Here is a 19,851-nt window from a genome sequence, read left to right as displayed (position 1 = left end):
TGCTCCTCATAAGGGACAGATGATACATTTAGATATACTTGTATAGACAAGCACACACAAGGTCGTATTTAACAAAAAAGATACAATTTTGTTATATTGCGTTAGCGATCACGCTTATAAAACTTATGACATAAAGTGGCCCTGTAGCCGGTAACGGTTACCCGGGAAGAGCAGCCGGGCATGCGACACGATGTGCGATGACGACCAGGTACGACGGCGGATCAGCAGGCACGGATCGTACTCTTTAATGCGTAGCCGTTCGCACTCCTGCGGCGTGGCGCGCACGGCCTCCACAATGTGCTCCCCTTCCGTCAGCGGAGCGACGAGCGAGAGATAGGCATGTGGCGTAGTTTGGGTGTAATCCTGGTTGAGATAGTCCGGTATCCGCTCTGCGTTGACGCAGCGATCTTCAATCTGCACCGGAATGTCGTTTTCAAAATGCACCATCACGGAGTGGAAGATGCGGCTGCCCTCTTTGACGTTCAGCTCTGCGGCCTGCTCGACGCTGGCCTGGGTCTCTTCCAGCACCAGCACTTCGCACCGGTGATGATGATTACGCGCGGCAATTTCGTCCGCGATGCTGCGGATTTCAAACAGGGCAGATTGCCCTTTGGGTTCCGCCACGAAGGTGCCAACCCCCTGCAGGCGCACCAGAAGCCCTTCGTCGGTCAGCTCTCTCAGCGCCCGGTTGATGGTCATCCGGCTAAAACCGAACTGGGCCACCAGCTCGGCCTCCGACGGAATGCGGTCGTGCGGGCGCCAGACGCCGGTTGCGATTTTTTCGCTGATCGCCTGCTTCACCTTTTCATAGAAAGGCGCGGGAGGGCTCGGCTGCGGCAGGGGCGAGCGTGAAAACATCATGACTCCTTAAATAGTGTTATGCCCACCAGTGAGCAATTTGCCAGGCCAGACGGGCGGCGAGCTTTGCGCCCTGTCCGTCCCGATCGTACTGCGGGTTAAACTCTACCAGATCGGCGGCCTGCAGCTTACCGCTGCGGCAGATTTGTTCGATAACCGGCAGCAGATCCAGCGCCGGGACTCCTAACGCGGCCGGGGCGGAAACGGCAGGCATTTCGCTTGCGGGCAGAACGTCCAGATCGATCGTCAGGTAGACGCGATCGGCCTGCGCCAGCACCTTTTCCAGCGCCGGTAGGGCCTCGCGCCTGAAATGGAGATCCTCTACCAGCGTGACGTTCAGGCGTTCGGCCTCATCCCACAGTGCCTGGGTGTTCGCCGCGCGGCTGACGCCAAAGCAGGCGTAGCGAAACTCGCTCCCGCGTTCATCGCAGTAGTTAGCCAACTGACGAAACGGCGTACCGGACGTCGCCCGGTCGGCCTTGCGCAGGTCAAGATGCGCATCCAGATTTATCACCGTCACACGCTCTCCAGGGAACGCATCCAGAATCCCCCGACCATGCGCCCAGGCGGTTTCGTGCCCGCCGCCAAACACCAGCGTGCGCATCCCGGACTGCTGGCAGGCCGTGACGGCATCGCTTAACGCCTGCTGTGCCGCTTCCAGCTCATCGCCCTCAACGTACACCGAGCCCATATCCGCCAGCCGTTCGTGCCCCTGATGGCTTGCCATATTTGCCAGCGCTTTGCGCAGGATATCAGGAGCCTGTACGGCGCCAGGCCTGCCCTGATTGCGTTTAACCCCTGCATCACATTCAAAGCCTATCAGCGCAATGCCGGATGAAAGCGGCGTAAACTGCGCCTGATGGTGTATCGTCTGGAAAATGCGCGTTGCATTGCTGGCCTCGGCGCTGTCGTCGCGCCCCTGCCAGACGGTTTCGGCTACGGGCCGCCATAACTTCATACTGCCTCCCCACGGAAAACGCGTTGATAAAGCGGGTTACGCCCCGGCTCGTAGACCATCTCCACCGGGTAGCGAGCATCCCAGACGATAAAATCAGCGACAAACCCCGCCCGCAACTGCCCGTGGGTAGCACCGCGCCCCAGCGCCTGCGCCGCATGCCGCGTGACGCCAGCCCAGGCCTCTTCCGGTGTGAGGCCAAACTGGACGCAGGCCATATTCATCGCCAGGTGCAGGCTGGCAAACGGGCTGGTGCCGGGGTTATAGTCGGTGGCGACGGCCATCGGGACCCCCTGTTTTCTGAGCCGTTCAACCGGCGGACGCTGGCGCTCCTGAAGAAAATAGAACGCGCCGGGAAGCAATACCGCAACCGTGCCGCTTTCCGCCATCGCCTGAACGCCTGCGTCATCGAGATATTCGATATGATCGGCCGACAGCCCGTTATATTGGCTCACCAGCGCCGCGCCGCCCTGATTCGACAGCTGTTCAACATGTCCCTTCACCGGGATTCCGAGCGCGGTCGCGGCCTGGAAGAGGCGCTCGGTTTGCGACGGGGTAAAGCCGACGTTTTCACAAAACACGTCTACTGCTTCATATAACTCTTTTTGCCACAGCGTGGGCAGGATCTGCTCACAGACCAGCGTGAGGTACGCATCCGGATCCTGCCGGTATTCCGCTGGTACGGCGTGTGCGGCCAGCAGCGTTGCGCTGATATCGATCGGATTATTGAGGCTCAGCTGGCGGGCAACCTGCAGCATCTTCTCTTCGGCCTCGGCGTTGAGTCCGTATCCCGATTTGATTTCAACGGTCGTCACACCTTCATTCATCAGACGCTGGAGCCGTTGCTGCGCCAGTGTCAGCAGGGTTTCCGGTGAACTGCCGCGCGTTGCCGTCACGGTGGCGTTAATCCCGCCCCCTTGGGCGCTGATGGTTTGATAAGAGACGCCGTTCAGACGCTGCTCCCACTCCGCCGCGCGGTCACCGCCGAACACCAGGTGGGTATGGCAGTCAATCAGGCCTGGCGTGACCAGACGTCCCTCAAGATCGACGACGTGACGGTGTCCGGCAGGAATGTCAGATTCAGGGATCACGGCAAGGATAGTTTGACCGCGCACGACCAGGGCGTGCTGCTCTTTCAGGCCATAGGGCGCGGATGTGTCGGGAACCATTGTTGCCAGTCGCGCATTTCGCCATATTACATCGTCAGGATGAAGCTGCATGGGCATTCCACTTGTCATGGGTTGTATAGATATTTATTTGCATCCATCGTCTGCTGTCAACCGCCTTGAGGGAAAATGTTATTTATTTGTGATGACTTTCCCGTCACCTCATGGCAAAAAATGCAACTTTTACCCTTTTTATCTTCCCGTTTCGCTCAACTTAGTATAAAAAAGCAGGCTATTTCGTCTATCCCGTAAAGACTTGCATACCCAGGAGCTTCACCTTGAACATTTCCAGGATTTCCCGTCTGGCGTTAGCGCTCGCCTTTGGCGTGACATTATCCGCATGCAGTTCAACACCACCGGATCAGCGACCTTCTGAGCAGGTAGCGCCCGGTACCGCTTCCCGCCCGATTTTGTCCGCAGATGAAGCGAAGAACTTCGACCGTGCCCACTACTTCTCGGCAATGGATCCTAACGCCGCGCCGTGGACACCGTCTTCAATTAACCTGCCAAAACAGCCTGACTTCGTGGTTGGCCCGGCGGGTGCGCAGGGCGTTACGCACACCTCCATTCAGGCTGCGGTTGACGCGGCCATTACTAAACACAGCGCGTCTCGCCAGTACATCGCGATCCTGCCGGGTGAATATGAAGGCACCGTGTATGTTCCGGCGGCCCCGGGCAGCATTACGATTTACGGTCTGGGCGAAAAAGCGCTCGACGTAAAAATTGGCCTGGCGATTGATTCCGAAATTGACAACAACACCTGGCGTCACCTGGTGAACCCGGCCGGCAAATATATGCCGGGCAAACCGGCGTGGTATATGTTTGATAACTGCCAGAGCAAGCGTTCCGCCACCGTTGGCGTGATGTGCTCGGCGGTATTCTGGTCTCAAAATAACGGCCTGCAGCTGCAGAACCTGACCATCCAGAATACCCTGGGCGACAGCGTAGATGCCGGTAACCACCAGGCCGTTGCGCTGCGTAGCGATGGCGATAAGGTGCAGATTAACAACGTCAACATTCTGGGTCGTCAGAACACCTTCTTCGTGACCAACAGCGGCGTGCAGAACACCCTGCAGAATAACCGCCTGACCCGTACGCTGGTGACCAACAGCTACGTTGAAGGTGACGTGGATCTGGTGTCCGGTCGCGGCGCGGTAGTGTTTGATAACACCGATTTCCGCGTGGTGAATTCCCGTACCCAGCAGGAAGGCTACGTGTTTGCGCCAGCAACTCAGTCTAACCTGTTCTACGGCTTCCTGGCCGTGAACAGCCGCTTCAACGCGGCCGGTGACGGCGTGGCGCAGCTGGGCCGCTCTCTGGACGTGGACTCTGCCACTAACGGCCAGGTCGTTATCCGCGACAGCGTGATCAACGAAGGCTTTAACGTGGCGAAGCCGTGGGCTGATGCCGCTGTCTCCAAACGTCCGTTCTCCGACAATACCGGTACGATGGATGATAAAGGGAACGTGCAGCGCAACCTGAACGACGCGAACTTCAACCGCATGTGGGAATACAACAACCGCGGTCTGGGCAGTAACGTGGTCGCTGAGCCGAAGCAGTAAGATAAGAGTAAAAGGGGGATGTTAATCCCCCTTTTTACTGCGACTGGATACGTCAGGCACCAAACTTAAGATACGCATCCAATAGTTGCATAATCGCAACCATAAGTTGCAGGAACAGAATTGCCCATTCCACACCGCTCATACGCCACTCCTTTGGTATAGAGCACTTCTCCTCTGATTTACCTTTCCGCTGCCTGTCACCAGAGGTGTGTTGGTTATGTTTTGACGTGCTCCGCAGTTTAGGCACTGTCGGCACCACCCGACAGCCAGGACTTGAAACGGATCCTGAATTGCGGAACTGCAACACATCAAACCAACGAACAGAATGATATCAGACCATTACTGTACATAAAAACAGTTAAATGGAGTTTAGGAATTTATAAAGAGAAAACAAATAAGTAACTGTTTATACTGAATATTAATATCCACCATCGTCTCATAATCTCTTTTTTTCGTTGATGATGAATTTACATCACCTTAAGCCAATATTATGATGGACGTGTTGGTTACGTTTTGATGTGCTCACCCGGCAACCACCGGGCATAAAAAACCTCGCATTCGCGAGGTTTTTTGTTTTTAGCGGTTTAGTGAGCGTTTACCACTACCCACATTGGCCCCTGGCCGACGGCGTACCGTCCTTTCTCTTCCAGCAGCCCCTGCTCGCCTTTGATTTCATACAGCGCGATGTGGTGGGATTTCTGCCCCGCCGCAATCAGGTATTTACCGCTGTGATCGATATTAAAGCCGCGCGGCTGGGTTTCCGTTGGCTGGAAACCTTCAATCGCCAGCACGCTGCCGTCTTCAGAGACGCTAAACACGGTAATCAGGCTGGAGGTACGGTCGCAGGCGTAAAGGTGGCGGCCATCCGGCGTGATGTGAATATCCGCCGCCCAGCGGGTATCGGAGAAGTCAGACGGCATCATATCCAGCGTCTGCACGCACTCAATCTGACCGTTTGGATCTTTCAGTTCCCATACGTCCACAGAGCTGTTCAGTTCATTGACGACGTAGGCATATTGCTGGTTCGGGTGGAAGACCATATGGCGAGGACCTGCGCCCTCAACGGTGGTGACCTCAGCCGGATTCTGCGCCACCAGGTGACCATCGTCGCTCAGGGTGAACAGGCAGATACGATCCTGCTTCAGCGCAGGCACCCACAGCGTGCGGTTGTCCGGAGAGATATTCGCCGAGTGACAGCCTTCCAGCCCTTCAACCACATCCACGGTATCCGTCGGAATACCATCTTCAAGTCGCGTCACGCTGACGCAGCCCGCATTATAGGAGCCGCTGAAAACGAAGTTGCCTTTACGATCGGTCGAGATGTGGGTTGGGCTGCCCGGCAAGGGCGCTTCAGCGGTGTAGGTCAGCGCGCCGTCGTCAGGAGAGATACGGTAGGCCAGCACGCGAAACTCCGGGCGCACACCCACGTACAAGAAACGTTTATCCGGGCTGATGACCATCGGTTGCACCTGGCCCGGCACATCAACAACCTGAACCAGCGTGAGCGAACCTTCTGCATTCAAGCGCCAGACGTGGATCTGCTGACTTTCAGGACTGGCGGTATAAACGGTTTGTTTCATGAATACTCCTTTCCTCACTGCACGTGAAAGTGATTATTTTTAACGGTGAATGCTGAATTTTAGCCAGGAATTTTGCAGCGATTTACTCTCGGCGTAACATCCCCTGAGACCTAAAATTCAACATTAACCCGGAAGAACAAATGACCTCGCGTGTGATTGCACTGGATTTAGACGGAACATTACTTACCCCTCAGAAAACCCTGCTCCCCTCCTCCCTTGAAGCGCTTAAACGCGCGCAGGAAGTAGGATATCAACTCCTTATCGTAACGGGTCGACATCACGTTGCCATTCATCCTTTTTATCAGGCACTGGCATTAGATACACCTGCAATTTGTTGTAATGGTACTTATTTGAATAGTGGCAGCATTGTACAAAAAAACACCCAAAACACACAGCCAATTGATTTAACTAAACAAATCCTTTCATCAAATTCACCTTGCACAACCTCATAGAAGCCGCTCTAGGGCGTTGCGGATCAAGTCCTCTTCTACAATCTGTTATGTAAAATCGCCATATGATGCTTTTAGAGCGTCTAGAATCGCAGACTGGCCCACTACTTTACACAGTCTTTACCTGCCATTCTGCTTTTTTGACCTATCGCCCATAAGGTGTACTATCGTTTTATCTATCAACTTCATATGTGTACATGAAATGACCTTTAAAGTTATTGCCCTTGATCTCGACGGCACGCTACTTACCCCACAAAAAAAAATACTCCCTGAATCCATACTGGCCCTTCAGAATGCCCGTAAATCTGGTGCAAAGGTAGTAATCGTGACCGGACGACATCATGTAGCAATCCATCCTTTCTATCAGGCGTTAGAGCTAGATACACCCGCTATATGCTGTAACGGGGCATTGCTTTACGATTACATAGGAAAACGAGTACTTACCTCTGATCCTCTACTTCCAGATCAGGCTACGCAACTTGTAAAACTGCTAGATACTCATAATGTTCATGGCTTAATGTACGCAGACGATGCAATGTTTTACAGTGAAGTAACTGGACATATTACACGTACTGAAACATGGGCTAGAACGTTACCTGAACATCAACGCCCGGTGTTCAAACTCGTTGATTCTTTAGGGGCTGCTGCTCGTGACGTAGATAAGATCTGGAAGTTCGCCCTAACTGATAGTGATATCGATAAGTTGAAAAAATTTACTCAAGTGGTTGAGAGGGAGATCGGCCTTACCTGTGAATGGTCATGGCATGATCAAGTTGATATCGCCCAAACAGGCAATAGTAAAGGTAAACGCCTTACGCAGTGGGTTGAGTCACAGTGTTTATCAATGAAGGATGTGATCGCTTTTGGCGATAACTTTAATGATGTGAGTATGCTACAAAGTGCGGGATTAGGTGTAGCAATGGGTAATGCCTCTGACGAGGTTAAAGCATGTGCAAATGTTGTGATTGGTACTAATACTGAATCTAGCATTGCTGAGGTACTTAATCAGTACTTTGAACAAGTACCTGCATAAGTAGAAAAGCCTGTACAGTTCTGTACAGGCTCTCGGAAGTTGTTTATATATTAATGTTGCGAACCCACTTTAGGGAATAGTCAAATGACAGAAACACAGTTTGAAAAAAACTATCCTCATGATAAATTCAAATACATAAGAACTAATTTCCGTACTAAAGGAACAATGGGCCAAACTGAAATCGAAGAATACGATATCATTTCAATTGAAACCGGTGAAACAGTACTCAAGGCTACTCGAACTGAACATACCAATTTGCGTGGGCTAGATACTACAGTTAAATGGGATTGGTAATAATAAAAAAAGTAATATCAACAGGTTTTGTTCATAGTAATCTACTAATACCTTTCTGGAAGGGTATTTATTATGGAGAATTATATGCGACTTACTGTACCTGAAATAAACTGTAGCGAAGGATTTACCACCGAGAATGATATATTTAACAGAAAAAAATTCAGCACTCAACTTGAAAATATCATTGCAAATAGCGATGATGAAAACCTTGTTATAGCCTTAAATGAAAAATGGGGAAATGGGAAAACGACCTTCCTGAAAATGTGGGAAGCAGAAATCATCAAAGATGGAAAATTCAATGTTGTTTACTTTGATGCATTTCAAAATGATTTTCAATCGGACCCTTTCATAGCTATAGCATCGCATATATATGCTAAAATAGACAATGAAAACTTAAAAGAAAAATATCTCTCCGCCACCAAAAAAGTGGCATCGGTATTATTAAAAACATCTCTTAAAATAGGTATCAGTGCACTAACATTAGGAACTGTGAAAGGTTCCGAATTCGAAAATATTGGAGATGATATTAGCTCTGCAATCAATGACCCGTTAGAAAAATATATAGAAGAAAAAATAACGCAACTTGATAAAGAGAATAACACACTTGAACACTTCCGCAGCACACTTTCTGATATTGCCGCTGAAAAAAAGTTAATATTTATTATAGATGAACTAGATCGTGCAAGACCTAATTACTCTCTTGAGTTACTTGAGAGGATAAAACATGTTTTTAATACAAAAAACATTTACTTCATCCTCTCTACCGATAAAGAACAATTTATCAAGGTAATACAAAAAACATATGGTTCCATAGATGCCAGCATGTATCTAAATAAATTTATTCATTTATGGGTTTCACTACCAAAAGATGATAATGCTGGGATGAAATCATACACACTTTCAAAATACGTCAATTATATTAATAAAAAAATATTAAGCAGAAACATTGATCTTAAACCTTCACTGGATGTGTTATCTTATCTGCTAAGAATCAATAACTTTAGTCTAAGAGATGCCGAAAGATGCTATAGCCTATTACTTCTTTGTAATACAAGCTTTGATAATGGATTAAAATGGGAGTATCAAATTGGAGTTGCTATTGCTGTATTCCTAAAACTTAAAGATGAAAGTTTACTCGTAAAAATCAAAGAGAGGACAATAACCAAAAATCATGTCATGGAGGCACTAGGTGTTACTGAACTACCGGAAGAAGACAACTATCATATCTTGTTAGCACTGAATACTGAGTATCTTACTCGCGAAGGTTACGCAAAGGCGTTAAGAGAAGATGATCAAACAATATTTCGTAGCGGTTTTGGTCAACAACCATTAACTATATCTCACGCTATAGACCTGATTTTTAACGTTCAACAATAGGAAATATCAGCTACTACCAATTAATACTAAAAGTACTTTCCATATTTCACCAAGTTGAACGATGGGAAGTACTGTACCACCTTAAGCCAGCACCCTAGCACAATAACGTAATTACATAAAATGATAAATGTGAATACTCAGTCTAAACTTTGTCAACATGTGAAACATTTACTACTTTCATCGAGTGTGATCCGGTTTTTGCTCAATCTTCTGATAGATATCGAAAGGATTCTGACAGTACTAAACTGTCAGAATCCTTTCCCTACCCCCTTCCGCTATATTGTAAATAGACCCGTTTTAGTTCCAGGCATTTTTTGAGATCCCGGCCAAATAATAGTGCTGTCGATATTCCTCCGGTGTCATATTGTTCAGTGATTCATGCGGGCGTTCACAGTTATATTCTGATAACCATTTCTCCGTGATTTCCCGCACTTCATTCAGCGTTCTGAACAGATAAAAATCGAGTATTTCTGTACGATATGTCCTGTTAAAACGCTCGATGAAAGCATTCTGCGTCGGCTTACCCGGCTGGATAAACTCCAGTTTTACTGCGTGCCTCTCAGCCCATTCAGCCAGCGCCAGAGAGATAAATTCCGGACCATTATCCATGCGCAGCATGACCGGATAGCCACGGTTTGCCGCGATCCTGTCGAGCACTCGAACCACCCGCAAAGCTGGCAGATTCAGATCGATTTCAATCGACAACGCCTCACGGTTAAAGTCATCAACGACATTGAATGTGCGAAAACGACGGCCACAGGCCAGCGCATCATGCATAAAATCGACAGACCAGCTCTGGTTCAGCGCTTCCGGCGTGGCCAGTGGTGAGGGATTGCGTACCGGCAGCCGTTGTTTGCCCTTACGGCGAAAATTCAGCTTCAGCAGACAGTAAATACGGTGGAGCCTTTTGTGATTTCACGGATATCCCTGCCGTCGCAAAACCTGGTAAAGCTTCGGAAAACCATATCGCGGGTATCGTTCAGCCACCGCCTGCAATGCGGCAATAACGGGCTCATCACGTGTGGTATCCGGGCGGTAATGGTAAACCGCTCTGCTCAGATGAAGACTCCGGCAGGTCTGACGAATACTGAGTCCGAACGTCGTTATCAGATGAGTGACCAGCTCACGCTTAAAGGCTGGTTTTAAAGCTTTTTTTCGATAACGTCTTTCAGCGCCCGGTTCTCCAGGCTAAGGTCGGCAAACATCTGTTTTAGACGGCGGTTCTCGTCCTCAAGATCCTTGATTTTTTTAATATCAGAAGCTTCCATGCCACCGTATCTGGACTTCCAGTTGTAGTAGGTGGCTTCAGAGATACCGGCCTCCCGGCAGACATCTTTAACGGTTCGTCCGGCTTCAACCGACTTAATCGCAGCGATGATCTGATGCTCAGTAAAACGGGCTTTACGCATAGCGATCTCCTTCGTTGGCAGAGTGATTATGCCGGATGATCTCTAAATATGAATGGCACGATTATGCGGGATACTTACACCAGTACCTAAGCGGGTTTCGTATTCACATACAAGTAAAGCCGCTTTCGCGGCTTTTCTCAGAAAACTAAAGAATGTATATTTTACATGACAAATCAGCTAGTTATCAGTTATGCCACAAAGGACTAAGTTCTATCTGGCAGTACATTAATCAGGCTTTACTTTAAGTACAATCAACAAACAAATGAAACTTAACAATCCGATAACCAATGCAATATATTTGATATAGAACCAAGATATTTCACTGGCTTTTAGACTTTTAAAGAATGAAACTTCTTCTTCCGTCAGTGTCTTTTTTGTCGCTGGAAACTTAGGAAATATAAGAGCACTAATAAGATAGGATTCTTTATATCCCCAAAAGAAAAAGCCTCCACCTTTACCAACAGTCATGGAAAATGGTGTATATCCAAATTTTTGTTTAAACTTAGCCGCGATAAGATCGAATTTACATTCCGTAAATTTCCCATAGATAAGATAAAACGCCAGTGAAGTTACAAATATTGCAGCTAAACATATTATGATTAGATCCAATGAATTCATTTTGAACCTTCTATAACATTATAAAGGGTGTTTCCTACCTTTTCGCCCCCCCAGCCGCCAGCTTCCCCACCAACATAACCTAAAGTCCCTCCAGCGATAACAGCACAAACTAATCCACCTGTCCCAGCCGTACCAACGCCAATGGCTATACAAAGTGGAACAGCCATACCACCTGCAAGAATACCGCCACCAGTGCTACCTGCAAAACTACCTATTTCAGTGTATTTCTTTTTGGTACATTCATCTTCGCGACCAACAGAACAAGCCTCATTAATTTCATTAATAGAATGAAGGGCACTAAAGCCGATCCCTACATAGCCAACATATCTCATAGCTGCTACATATTTTGCCGCTCGTTTTATATGCGTAGCATAGCCATCAATATCACTTATTCCTGTCTCATTCCATTTATGAGTAATTGAACTTGTTGACAAGCCAAGAGCATTTTTTATTTTTGTGTACTCGCCAAATTTCATAGCCTTGTTTAGGAAACCTACTTTTAGTTCTCTTTCAAGCTCTTTAAACAATTGTGTACGTCTCACATAGAACTGTTCACCAATCAAGGCCCCTCTTGTCATGTAAGTATTTTTGTACGTTTCCTGAATTTCTTTCAGGATCTTCTCTATATTCTCGAAGTACTTTCCGACAGGATCAGCAGCAAGGCCAATGCCTTTATCAGCGATGTTGCTAAAGTTAGCTATTGTGCCATAGTGATTGTGTAAGAAGTTAGCTTCTTGATGTGTAAGCGGTTCTAATGCTGTATCAATACGTTGTTTTGCAGACTGCATATGTGCTATCTGTTCATCATCCTGCTTTTCAGGATCAACAAGAAGCATAATAGAACCCGCTTTATATTCCTTACCTTCCCCATTCAGTGAACGGTAAAGCTCTTTTGTACCTGCTGGTGAACTACCTTCGAATAAGTATCGCTCATAAGCACCAGTTTCAGCACCGAAAGGAAGTACACAGAAGCCAGCATCTACTGGTTCACGTTTAGTTTCTTCCTTATGTGGTTTTTTAGCTGTCTGGGCGTGCTGTACGGGTTCTTCCGCTTTTGTTGGTGGTGGAGCAGCTAAAGGGGCGGCAGTAACTACAGGGACAGCCTTAACCGCTTTCTTCTCCTCAACCCAATAGGAAGCATTTGGGAATGACGAAATGAAACTTGCGTTACAGGGGCATGTACTGCGGCTATGCAAGGTACCTGCTGCGGCAACTCCATGAATCGAGTAAGTGGGTATACCACCTGCGATATGGTATACCTTGCCATCTTTACCACAAGAGACTGAATCGCCATTTCTCGCGGTCGCAATCCCTCCAAAGCTGTGATTTGGGGACCCTGAAAGAATACTACCGCCGCACGTTGTTTTGTCGCCAATCCTCAAAAAATGACCAGTAGCCATAGAATCATCCTTAATGAAGTTTGTTAGCAGGTTTGGAACCATTCACTGCCAGAGAAGATACGATCCACATTTGCTTTTTGATGGAATAGGTGGATACACAGTATTGCGTTGCCGGGCTGATCATCGGTGTTGCGGTGACAAGTGCCGTTGATACAGCATTCCGGGCATGTTCTTTTATGAAGTCGAGAGGTTGAGAGTTCAGGATCTCCATTGATTCACAGTAGCTGAGAAACTCTTCATGCCAGTAACCATTCATCCCCTCAAACAGGGATTCATCGAATTTCAGGATTACCTTGTTTGTGATGGGATCTAAGCCGTCACCGATAGGGAATGATTCAGGGAATTGCAGAGTTCGGTATAGATCAGATTGAAGTATAAGGTTTCTGAAATCGTCGATTGAGAACCCAAACACAAGCATCATGCCGTAATGTGATTTATGGGCTTTCGTGTTGATCATCATCTCTGTAATGTTCAGATCAGAGAATGGGTAAATCTTCCATTCCGACGGGGTTTCTGCCTGATTCAGTACTTCAGCAGCAATTGCCGCATCAAGAATCGAAGTGTAAAGAGCCATCCCCTGAACATTGCCACCGCCAACCCACTGAGTCTCTAACCACTGAACCCCGCCATCATTTACCGTCATCCGGGCAACTGAGAAAAGTAAAGTTGGGCTGATGTAATCGTTTGTACCAGGTGCATAAAAATAAATCTTTTTGGTCATAACGTCCTGTACTCGTGTTGTTTTTTTTGACTCTAATTCTCACATTAACATTACGGTTTTGTACAGAGGTTGAGCTATTGACCTCACGTTTTTGCCACAAATACATAAAACAGGAAGTACTGAGATATCATTTAATTGCCATTAAAAAAGGCCGCTTTCGCGACCTTATGCCTGTGCTGGTAGTTATTGAGAACGATCAAGTACCATGTACGCTGGCTGGCACATGCCGCCGCGTTCCTGTAACCAGTTGTTATCAAGATCAGCTACACGCACGTCTAATCCCGAATCCACACAGTTGATTTGTAACCGTAGCCCTATAGTATCCTTCTGGATTTCTTTCAGACAAATAACTTCATTACCAATAACAAAGGGCTTTTCTGGTTTCCCATCGGGAATAGTAGCCGCTATTGTGGTTAATGGAATTATCGACAATAGTACTGACAATGTTCTTTTCATCTATTCTTTTCCTTGAAAAAAATCATTGTTTAGAACAAATTTGTGTAAGCGTTGCATTATGGTTAAATTCAGCATCAATAACTTTTATAGTGCTCTCATTCAGTACTGATAAAAAATATGTACGAGCGCCCAACCGGCCACGTGGTGCGCACCAGCAACTGGGCATTGTCCCTGCCTGAAGCGCAGCGCCCGGTCTTTACCCAGGTTTCCTCCCTGCGCCAGGCGGCCCGGGGTGTTGAGGCTATCTGGAAATTCGCCCTGACGGATGAAGACACCACCAAACTGAATACCTTCGCGAAGCACGTCGAGGAAACGCTGGGGCTGGAGTGCGAATGGTCCTGGCATGACCAGGTGGATATTGCCCGCAAGGGTAACAGCAAAGGCAAGCGCCTGACGCAGTATGTGGAATCAAAAGGCGGGTCGATGCAGGACGTGATCGCCTTCGGCGATAACTACAACGACATCAGCATGCTGGAAGCCGCCGGTACGGGCGTGGCGATGGGCAATGCCGACGACGCGGTGAAAGCGCGCGCCAACGTGGTGATTGGCGACAACACCACCGACAGCATCGCGCAGTACATTTATACCCACCTGCTGTAATCAGGCGGTGATTGAGACGCTCTTAATTTGCGCGTAAAGCCACAGGCCGGGCTTGATTGCTAACTCATCCCTGGCCCACGGGCTGATGCGCGCCCAGAGCGTCCTGCTGCCGACTTCAAGCTTCACCTCCACCTGCCCGTTATCATCAAAACACTCCGCCACTTTGGCGCGCAGAATATTGCGAATACTGGTTTGCAGCGGCGGCTGCAGCACCAGCGAGACGTCCGACGCCTGGATGCGAATTCGCAGCGCGGACTGTAACGGTTTATCGATCTTATTGACCCACAGATGCTGGTCACCCAGCGCCAGCGCGGTCATCGCGTAGTGCGGATGGTGTTCCAGAACGCTGACCTTCAGGATGCTGCTCTGCTGCTCTCTCGGTAACCAGGGGTGCATTACGCTGCTGCCCCACACCTCTTCCAGGTTGCCGAAGGCCTTCACGCTGCCCTCTTCCAGCACGAGCACTTTGTCGGCCAGATGAAGGATCTCATCCAGCGAATGGCTGACGTAGAGCATCGGAATATTAATTTCACGCGTCAGTCGCTGCAGATAAGGCAGAAGTTCGCGCTTGCGCGGTATATCGAGCGAGGCCAGCGGCTCGTCGAGCAGCAGCAGTTCGGGGGCGGTCAGCAACGCGCGGCCAATGGCCACCCGCTGTTTTTCTCCGCCGGAGAGTGAGGACGGCAGCCTGTCGAGCAGAGGCTCAATGCCTAAAAGCGTGACCAGCTTGTCAAACTGCCCGGCCATGCTTTTCGCCATGCCGTAGCGCAGGTTGCCGCGCACGCTGTAGTGCGGGAACAAGCGCGCGTCCTGGAAAACGTAGCCGATGCGGCGCTTGTCCGGTGAGAGGTAAACTTTGTTCTCCACGTCATTCAGGACGCGGTTATTCAGGATAATACGTCCTGACTGCGGGCGCGTCAGGCCGCTGATGGCGTTAATCAGAGACGTTTTTCCCGCTCCCGACACGCCGAAGACGGCAGTGATGCCGCTTGCAGGCAGCGTCTCGTTAAGCGTCAGGGTATGGTTTCCCAGCGTCTGGGTGAAATTCAGTTCCAGCATCGTTATTTCCCCATCCGCTCGCGGCTCAGCCGCGCCAGCCATTCAGAAACCAGCAGCGAAACCAGGGCTAGTACGATTGAGATGATGCACAGCCGCGCTGCGGCACTCTCTCCCCCCGGCGTCTGAATCAGGGTGTACATGGCCGACGGAATGGTTCGCGTCTCACCGGGAATGTTCGACACAAAAGTGATGGTCGCGCCGAACTCGCCCAGCGATCGGGCGAAGGCCAGCACCGTCCCGACAATAATGCCCGGCAGCGTAAGCGGGAGCGTGATAGTGAAAAAGACGCGCCAGCGTCCGGCGCCCAGCGTGCGGGCCGCCTGTTCGAGCTTCATGTCCACGCCTTCCAGCGCGAGGCGGATTGCCCTCACCATCAGCGGGAATGACATCACCGCCGCCGCCAGCACCGCACCGCGCCAGCTAAAAGCGAATGTGAGTCCGAACCAGTCGTAGAGCCTTTCGCCGATAAAACCGCGTCGCCCCATCGAAATCAGCAGCAGGTAACCGACCACCACGGGCGGTAAAACCAGGGGGAGATGAAGCACGCTGTCGAGCAGCGCTTTGCCGGGAAACCGACAGCGAACCAGTAACCAGGCAAAGAAGATCCCAAAGGGCAAACTCAGCGCAACCGCCAGGGAAGAGACTTTAAGGCTCAGCAAAACAGCCTGCCATTCAGGATCGGTCAGTATCATCAGTGAGTCGTAAATCCATAACGTTTAAAGATTGCGGACGCCTCCGGCCCCTTCAGATAATCGCGGAAGGCCGTTACGGTCGCATTTTTATGTCCATCAACAATCGCGACAGGATATTCCACTTTCTTGTGGGAATCTTCCGGGAATGTTGCCACCACTTTCACGCCTTTGCTGGCAACGGCATCGGAGCCATACACAATGCCCAGCGGAGCTTCGTTGCGTTCCACCAGCGCCAGCGCGCCGCGCACGTCTTCCGCCGGGGCCAGCTTCGGCGACAATGTCTCCCATGCCCCCAGCGTTTGCAGCGCTTCTTTGGCATAGATCCCGGCCGGAACGTGCTCCGGATCGCCCACTGCCAGACGCCCACCGTTCAGCAGATTTATCCAGTTGGTCTCTTTATTGATGGTGATGTCCGCCTGCGCGCTGGCTTTTGGTGCCACGACAACCAGGCTATTCCCCAGCAGCGTTTCGCGGGTTGTTGCATCAATCGCTCTCTTCTCCGCCGCGTAATCCATCCACTTCTGGTCAGCCGAGATGAACAGATCCGCCGGTGCGCCCGCTTCTATCTGGCGCGCCAGCGTCGAAGAAGAGGCAAAAGAGGAGACCACCTCGACGTTTTTCTCTTTTTTATACGCCGCCGCGATATCCTGCAGCGCGTTGGTCAGTGACGCCGCCGCAAAGACCGTGATTTTACCCTCGTCCGCCAGCGCGTGTCCGGTAAGTGAAAGCGTCAGCGTTGCCCCTGCGAAAAGGCGTACCCATGAACGTGCCATCTGTAACTCCTGTGAGTAGCGTTATATACAAATTAATATAGCGATATCTTCAGGGAGATCCCAGCGGTAAATCGTACCGCTCAAGGGGTAAGGCGGACGGATATTTTAATAATATCGGCGAAAATGAAAAAATCTTGAGAGCAAAACGCCCGGGCAAGCCGGGCGTTTTGTGGGAAATTAATGCTGCTTTTTCGCACGGTCTCTGTGACCGATATTCGAAAAGACGTTGAACACTTCACCCAGGCCGTAGATGGCACCGAGGATGATGGCCATCACTACTGGTACCATGATCACGGCGAATACCAGACTTTTCAACAACTCTAACATGGTTTTCTCCAGATTTTGTGAATGGGCTATTCTACCCTGAAAAGTAAGAAAAACATCCCCTTTTGTGCGGTGCCCTTTGCGCCCTGCACCATTTGGGTCACAATATTCTTTTTGCCAGGACACTGTTATGCAGGCCGAAATTCTTCTTACTCTCCGACTTCAGCAAAAGCTTTTCGCCGACCCCCGGCGTATTGCCCTGCTTAAACAGATAGAACAGACCGGCTCAATTAGCCAGGGAGCCAGGAATGCCGGGATTAGCTATAAAAGCGCCTGGGATGCCATCAATGAAATGAACACCCTGAGCGAACAACCGCTGGTGGACAGAGCCACAGGGGGCAAAGGCGGTGGCGGGGCTGTCGTCACACGTTACGGCCAGCGTCTGATTCAGCTCTACGATCTCATGGGACAAATCCAGCAAAAAGCGTTCGATGTATTGAGTGACGACGATAACGTTCCGCTGGACAGCTTGCTGGCCGCCATTTCCCGCTTCTCGTTACAGACCAGCGCCCGCAACCAGTGGTTTGGTACGGTGACGGCGCGCGATAATCTCCAGGTACAGCAGCATATTGAGATCCTGCTTGCCGATGGCGTCACCCGTCTGAAAGCGGCGATAACGGCGCAGAGCGCAGAGCGCCTCAATCTGGACGAAGGTAAAGAGGTGCTGGTGTTGCTGAAAGCGCCCTGGGTCAACATCACGCGTGACCCGGACAAGGCAAAGGCCGCAGATAACCAGCTGCGCGGCGCCATCAGCCATATCGAAAGCGGCAAAGAGCAGTGCGAGGTGCTGATGCCCCTGGCAGACGGACAAACCCTTTGCGCGACGGTCCCGCTCAGCGAGGCGGACGGTTTAGAAGAAGGTGCTATCGTCACCGCATATTTCAACGCAGACCGGGTGATTATCGCCACATTGTGCTGAGTGCATTGACAATCGTGCCGACAGTGCGTATCCCTGACAGCAGTTGCTGCAAAAAATGGGATACATCATGTCATCATTGCATATTTCGCAAGGTACGTTTCGTCTTAGCGATACCCGAACGCTGACGATTGCCGATCTGACAATACGCGCGGGTGAAAGCTGGGCGTTTGTCGGCACCAACGGCAGCGGTAAATCCGCGCTGGCCCGCGCGCTGGCCGGAAAGCTTCCCCTTCTCAAAGGCGAATACCAGAGCCATTTCAAACGCGTGACGCGCCTGTCCTTTGAACAGCTGCAAAAGCTGGTAAGCGACGAGTGGCAGCGCAATAACACCGATTTACTCAGTCCTGGTGAAGAAGACACCGGCCGCACGGCGGCGGAGATTATTCAGGATGAGGTGAAAGATCCCGCTCGCTGCCAGCATCTGGCGGAACAATTTGGCATCTCCGCTCTGCTGAACCGGCGGTTTAAATACCTCTCTACCGGCGAGACGCGGAAAACGCTTCTGTGTCAGGCGCTCATGGGCCAGCCGGAGCTGCTAATTCTGGATGAGCCCTTTGACGGGCTGGATGTTCACTCCCGCGGCCAGCTTGCCGCCCTGCTGGGCTCTCTGAATCAGGAAGGTTATACGATCGTACTGGTGCTGAACCGCTTTGATGAAATTCCTGATTTCGTGCAGAACGCGGGCGTGCTGGCAGACTGCAGCCTGATCGAAACCGGGGAAAAATCTGCGCTGCTCAAGCAGGCGCTCATTGCCCAGCTTGCGCACAGCGAAAAGCTGGCGGGTATTGCGCTGCCGGAGCCCGACGCGCCGGCAGCGCGCCACGGTCTCGATCCCCGGCAGCCGCTTATCATTCTGCGTGACGGGGTGGTTTCCTATGATGACCGTCCGATCCTTAACCACCTCAGCTGGACGGTCAATCCTGGCGAGCACTGGCAGATTGTCGGCCCTAACGGCGCGGGAAAATCAACGCTGCTGAGCCTGATCGTCGGCGATCACCCGCAGGGCTATAGCAACGATCTGACGCTTTTCGGGCGGCGTCGCGGCAGCGGCGAAACCATCTGGGATATCAAAAAGCACATCGGCTACGTCAGCAGCAGCCTGCATCTTGATTACCGGGTCAGTACCACGGTACGCAACGTGATCCTTTCCGGCTATTTTGATTCCATCGGCATTTATCAGGCGGTGTCGGACAAACAGCGCAAGCTGGCCCAGCAGTGGCTGGATATTCTGGGCATGGTCAGCCGGGTCGCTGACGCGCCGTTTCATAGCCTGTCGTGGGGACAGCAGCGCCTGGCACTGATCGTTCGCGCGCTGGTAAAACACCCTACGCTTCTGATCCTCGACGAACCGCTGCAGGGGCTGGATCCGCTCAACCGACAGCTGATCCGCCGCTTTGTAGACGTGCTGATTAGCGAAGGTGAAACGCAGCTGCTGTTCGTTTCACACCATGCCGAAGATGCCCCTTCCTGCATTACCCACCGCCTGGAGTTTGTCGCGGACGGCGAGGGTTATCGCTACCTTCTCAGCAGCGTCGATTAACCGTGGAGGGCACTGCCCTCCTCTTTTCAGATAACTTGCATCAATACATCGCTATCTCTTTGATCT

General features: G+C 50.6%; 19 protein-coding genes and 4 pseudogenes. 8 read left to right on the top strand and 15 right to left on the bottom strand.

The features are described from left to right. Window positions 1-123 precede the first annotated feature (123 nt). From HBM95_07010 to HBM95_07000, 3 genes are read right to left on the bottom strand one after another with little or no spacing between them, the layout of a single operon-like run. Window positions 124-858: a histidine utilization repressor gene (locus HBM95_07010; protein NIH42677.1), complete on the bottom strand. Its 735-nt coding sequence runs from the start codon at window positions 856-858 to the stop codon at window positions 124-126. Window positions 859-877: 19 nt separating this feature from the next. Further along, on the bottom strand, window positions 878-1,816 hold the full coding sequence (locus HBM95_07005; protein ID NIH42676.1) for a formimidoylglutamase: 939 nt from the start codon (window positions 1,814-1,816) through the stop codon (window positions 878-880). Beyond that, window positions 1,813-3,033 (bottom strand): imidazolonepropionase, encoded by a 1,221-nt coding sequence (locus HBM95_07000; GenBank protein ID NIH42675.1) that lies wholly within the window; start codon window positions 3,031-3,033, stop codon window positions 1,813-1,815. Before HBM95_07000 ends, HBM95_07005 begins: the two co-directional genes overlap by 4 nt. 224 nt (window positions 3,034-3,257) lie before the next feature. Between HBM95_07000 and HBM95_06995 the strand changes: the two genes are divergently transcribed. Then, window positions 3,258-4,541 (top strand): putative acyl-CoA thioester hydrolase, encoded by a 1,284-nt coding sequence (locus HBM95_06995; protein ID NIH42674.1) that lies wholly within the window; start codon window positions 3,258-3,260, stop codon window positions 4,539-4,541. A 52-nt stretch (window positions 4,542-4,593) separates the two neighbouring features. On the opposite strand, the gene tisB is transcribed toward HBM95_06995, so the two are convergent. Together tisB and pgl are read right to left on the bottom strand one after the other, a co-directional pair. After that, window positions 4,594-4,683, bottom strand: coding sequence for a type I toxin-antitoxin system toxin TisB (tisB, locus tag HBM95_06990; protein ID NIH42673.1), 90 nt, complete (start codon window positions 4,681-4,683; stop codon window positions 4,594-4,596). A gap of 442 nt (window positions 4,684-5,125) precedes the next feature. Further along, complete coding sequence (gene pgl, locus HBM95_06985) at window positions 5,126-6,121, bottom strand: 6-phosphogluconolactonase (GenBank protein ID NIH42672.1); 996 nt, start codon at window positions 6,119-6,121, stop codon at window positions 5,126-5,128. 140 nt (window positions 6,122-6,261) lie between these two features. Between pgl and HBM95_06980 the strand changes: the two are divergent. The 4 genes and pseudogenes from HBM95_06980 to HBM95_06965 all read left to right on the top strand — a co-directional run bounded on the left by HBM95_06980 (window position 6,262) and on the right by HBM95_06965 (window position 9,274). Beyond that, window positions 6,262-6,474, top strand: a pseudogene (locus tag HBM95_06980) (HAD-IIB family hydrolase). Between the two features lie 298 nt (window positions 6,475-6,772). After that, window positions 6,773-7,603, top strand: a complete 831-nt coding sequence (locus HBM95_06975; protein ID NIH42671.1) for a pyridoxal phosphatase — start codon at window positions 6,773-6,775, stop codon at window positions 7,601-7,603. A gap of 84 nt (window positions 7,604-7,687) precedes the next feature. Continuing rightward, entirely contained in the window at window positions 7,688-7,897 is a 210-nt protein-coding gene (locus HBM95_06970; protein ID NIH42670.1) for a hypothetical protein, read from the top strand. Window positions 7,898-7,981: 84 nt separating this feature from the next. After that, window positions 7,982-9,274 carry a hypothetical protein gene (locus HBM95_06965; GenBank protein NIH42669.1) on the top strand — a complete coding sequence of 431 codons (1,293 nt, stop codon included), beginning with the start codon at window positions 7,982-7,984 and terminating at the stop codon, window positions 9,272-9,274. A gap of 297 nt (window positions 9,275-9,571) precedes the next feature. Here the strand turns inward: HBM95_06965 and HBM95_06960 are convergent. From HBM95_06960 to HBM95_06935, 6 genes and pseudogenes are all read right to left on the bottom strand, one after another. Continuing rightward, window positions 9,572-10,683, bottom strand: a pseudogene (locus tag HBM95_06960) (IS3 family transposase). Between the two features lie 225 nt (window positions 10,684-10,908). Beyond that, window positions 10,909-11,094, bottom strand: a complete 186-nt coding sequence (locus tag HBM95_06955; GenBank protein ID NIH42668.1) for a hypothetical protein — start codon at window positions 11,092-11,094, stop codon at window positions 10,909-10,911. A gap of 27 nt (window positions 11,095-11,121) precedes the next feature. Next, window positions 11,122-11,301, bottom strand: a pseudogene (locus HBM95_06950) (hypothetical protein). Next, window positions 11,298-12,701 carry a PAAR domain-containing protein gene (locus HBM95_06945; protein ID NIH42667.1) on the bottom strand — a complete coding sequence of 468 codons (1,404 nt, stop codon included), beginning with the start codon at window positions 12,699-12,701 and terminating at the stop codon, window positions 11,298-11,300. The pseudogene HBM95_06950 and the gene HBM95_06945 overlap by 4 nt, the downstream one beginning before the upstream one ends. Before the next feature lie 10 nt (window positions 12,702-12,711). After that, window positions 12,712-13,422 carry a hypothetical protein gene (locus HBM95_06940; GenBank protein NIH42666.1) on the bottom strand — a complete coding sequence of 237 codons (711 nt, stop codon included), beginning with the start codon at window positions 13,420-13,422 and terminating at the stop codon, window positions 12,712-12,714. Window positions 13,423-13,605: 183 nt separating this feature from the next. Continuing rightward, window positions 13,606-13,878, bottom strand: a complete 273-nt coding sequence (locus HBM95_06935; GenBank protein ID NIH42665.1) for a hypothetical protein — start codon at window positions 13,876-13,878, stop codon at window positions 13,606-13,608. 117 nt (window positions 13,879-13,995) lie between these two features. On the opposite strand from HBM95_06935, the pseudogene HBM95_06930 reads away from it, so the two are divergent. Next, a pseudogene (locus HBM95_06930) lies at window positions 13,996-14,478 on the top strand (pyridoxal phosphatase). Here the strand turns inward: HBM95_06930 and modC are convergent. The 4 genes from modC to HBM95_06910 all read right to left on the bottom strand — a co-directional run bounded on the left by modC (window position 14,479) and on the right by HBM95_06910 (window position 17,329). Then, a complete protein-coding gene (gene modC, locus HBM95_06925) occupies window positions 14,479-15,537 on the bottom strand; it encodes a molybdenum ABC transporter ATP-binding protein ModC (protein ID NIH42664.1) in 1,059 nt (352 codons plus the stop codon). A gap of 2 nt (window positions 15,538-15,539) precedes the next feature. After that, the gene (gene modB, locus HBM95_06920) at window positions 15,540-16,229 is read right to left on the bottom strand and encodes a molybdate ABC transporter permease subunit (GenBank protein ID NIH42663.1); all 690 of its coding nucleotides are present in this window, start codon (window positions 16,227-16,229) and stop codon (window positions 15,540-15,542) included. Beyond that, entirely contained in the window at window positions 16,229-17,002 is a 774-nt protein-coding gene (gene modA / locus HBM95_06915; protein NIH42662.1) for a molybdate ABC transporter substrate-binding protein, read from the bottom strand. The genes modB and modA overlap by 1 nt, the downstream gene beginning before the upstream one ends. 177 nt (window positions 17,003-17,179) lie before the next feature. After that, the gene (locus HBM95_06910) at window positions 17,180-17,329 is read right to left on the bottom strand and encodes a multidrug efflux pump-associated protein, AcrZ family (protein NIH42661.1); all 150 of its coding nucleotides are present in this window, start codon (window positions 17,327-17,329) and stop codon (window positions 17,180-17,182) included. Window positions 17,330-17,456: 127 nt separating this feature from the next. On the opposite strand from HBM95_06910, the gene modE reads away from it, so the two are divergent. Both modE and modF read left to right on the top strand, forming a co-directional pair. Continuing rightward, entirely contained in the window at window positions 17,457-18,245 is a 789-nt protein-coding gene (gene modE / locus HBM95_06905) for a molybdenum-dependent transcriptional regulator (protein NIH42660.1), read from the top strand. Between the two features lie 67 nt (window positions 18,246-18,312). Then, window positions 18,313-19,785: a molybdate ABC transporter ATP-binding protein ModF gene (modF, locus tag HBM95_06900; protein NIH42659.1), complete on the top strand. Its 1,473-nt coding sequence runs from the start codon at window positions 18,313-18,315 to the stop codon at window positions 19,783-19,785. Window positions 19,786-19,851 lie beyond the last annotated feature (66 nt).

The sequence above is a fragment of the Enterobacter asburiae genome (genome assembly GCA_011754535.1).
Lineage (GTDB): Bacteria > Pseudomonadota > Gammaproteobacteria > Enterobacterales > Enterobacteriaceae > Enterobacter > Enterobacter cloacae_N.
Note: the sequence above shows the minus strand (reverse complement) of the source record. Positions and strands in the feature narration are given on the sequence as shown.

Bases quoted from the DNA above. Each gene is read 5' to 3' on its own strand.
- HBM95_07010 (NIH42677.1), bottom strand. From the start codon at position 858: ATGTTTTCACGCTCGCCCCTGCCGCAGCCGAGCCCTCCCGCGCCTTTC.
- HBM95_07005 (NIH42676.1), bottom strand. From the start codon at position 1,816: ATGAAGTTATGGCGGCCCGTAGCCGAAACCGTCTGGCAGGGGCGCGAC.
- HBM95_07000 (NIH42675.1), bottom strand. From the start codon at position 3,033: ATGCAGCTTCATCCTGACGATGTAATATGGCGAAATGCGCGACTGGCA.
- tisB (NIH42673.1), bottom strand. From the start codon at position 4,683: ATGAGCGGTGTGGAATGGGCAATTCTGTTCCTGCAACTTATGGTTGCG.
- pgl (NIH42672.1), bottom strand. From the start codon at position 6,121: ATGAAACAAACCGTTTATACCGCCAGTCCTGAAAGTCAGCAGATCCAC.
- HBM95_06975 (NIH42671.1), top strand. From the start codon at position 6,773: ATGACCTTTAAAGTTATTGCCCTTGATCTCGACGGCACGCTACTTACC.
- HBM95_06970 (NIH42670.1), top strand. From the start codon at position 7,688: ATGACAGAAACACAGTTTGAAAAAAACTATCCTCATGATAAATTCAAA.
- HBM95_06965 (NIH42669.1), top strand. From the start codon at position 7,982: ATGCGACTTACTGTACCTGAAATAAACTGTAGCGAAGGATTTACCACC.
- HBM95_06945 (NIH42667.1), bottom strand. From the start codon at position 12,701: ATGGCTACTGGTCATTTTTTGAGGATTGGCGACAAAACAACGTGCGGC.
- HBM95_06940 (NIH42666.1), bottom strand. From the start codon at position 13,422: ATGACCAAAAAGATTTATTTTTATGCACCTGGTACAAACGATTACATC.
- HBM95_06935 (NIH42665.1), bottom strand. From the start codon at position 13,878: ATGAAAAGAACATTGTCAGTACTATTGTCGATAATTCCATTAACCACA.
- modC (NIH42664.1), bottom strand. From the start codon at position 15,537: ATGCTGGAACTGAATTTCACCCAGACGCTGGGAAACCATACCCTGACG.
- modB (NIH42663.1), bottom strand. From the start codon at position 16,229: ATGATACTGACCGATCCTGAATGGCAGGCTGTTTTGCTGAGCCTTAAA.
- modA (NIH42662.1), bottom strand. From the start codon at position 17,002: ATGGCACGTTCATGGGTACGCCTTTTCGCAGGGGCAACGCTGACGCTT.
- HBM95_06910 (NIH42661.1), bottom strand. From the start codon at position 17,329: ATGTTAGAGTTGTTGAAAAGTCTGGTATTCGCCGTGATCATGGTACCA.
- modE (NIH42660.1), top strand. From the start codon at position 17,457: ATGCAGGCCGAAATTCTTCTTACTCTCCGACTTCAGCAAAAGCTTTTC.
- modF (NIH42659.1), top strand. From the start codon at position 18,313: ATGTCATCATTGCATATTTCGCAAGGTACGTTTCGTCTTAGCGATACC.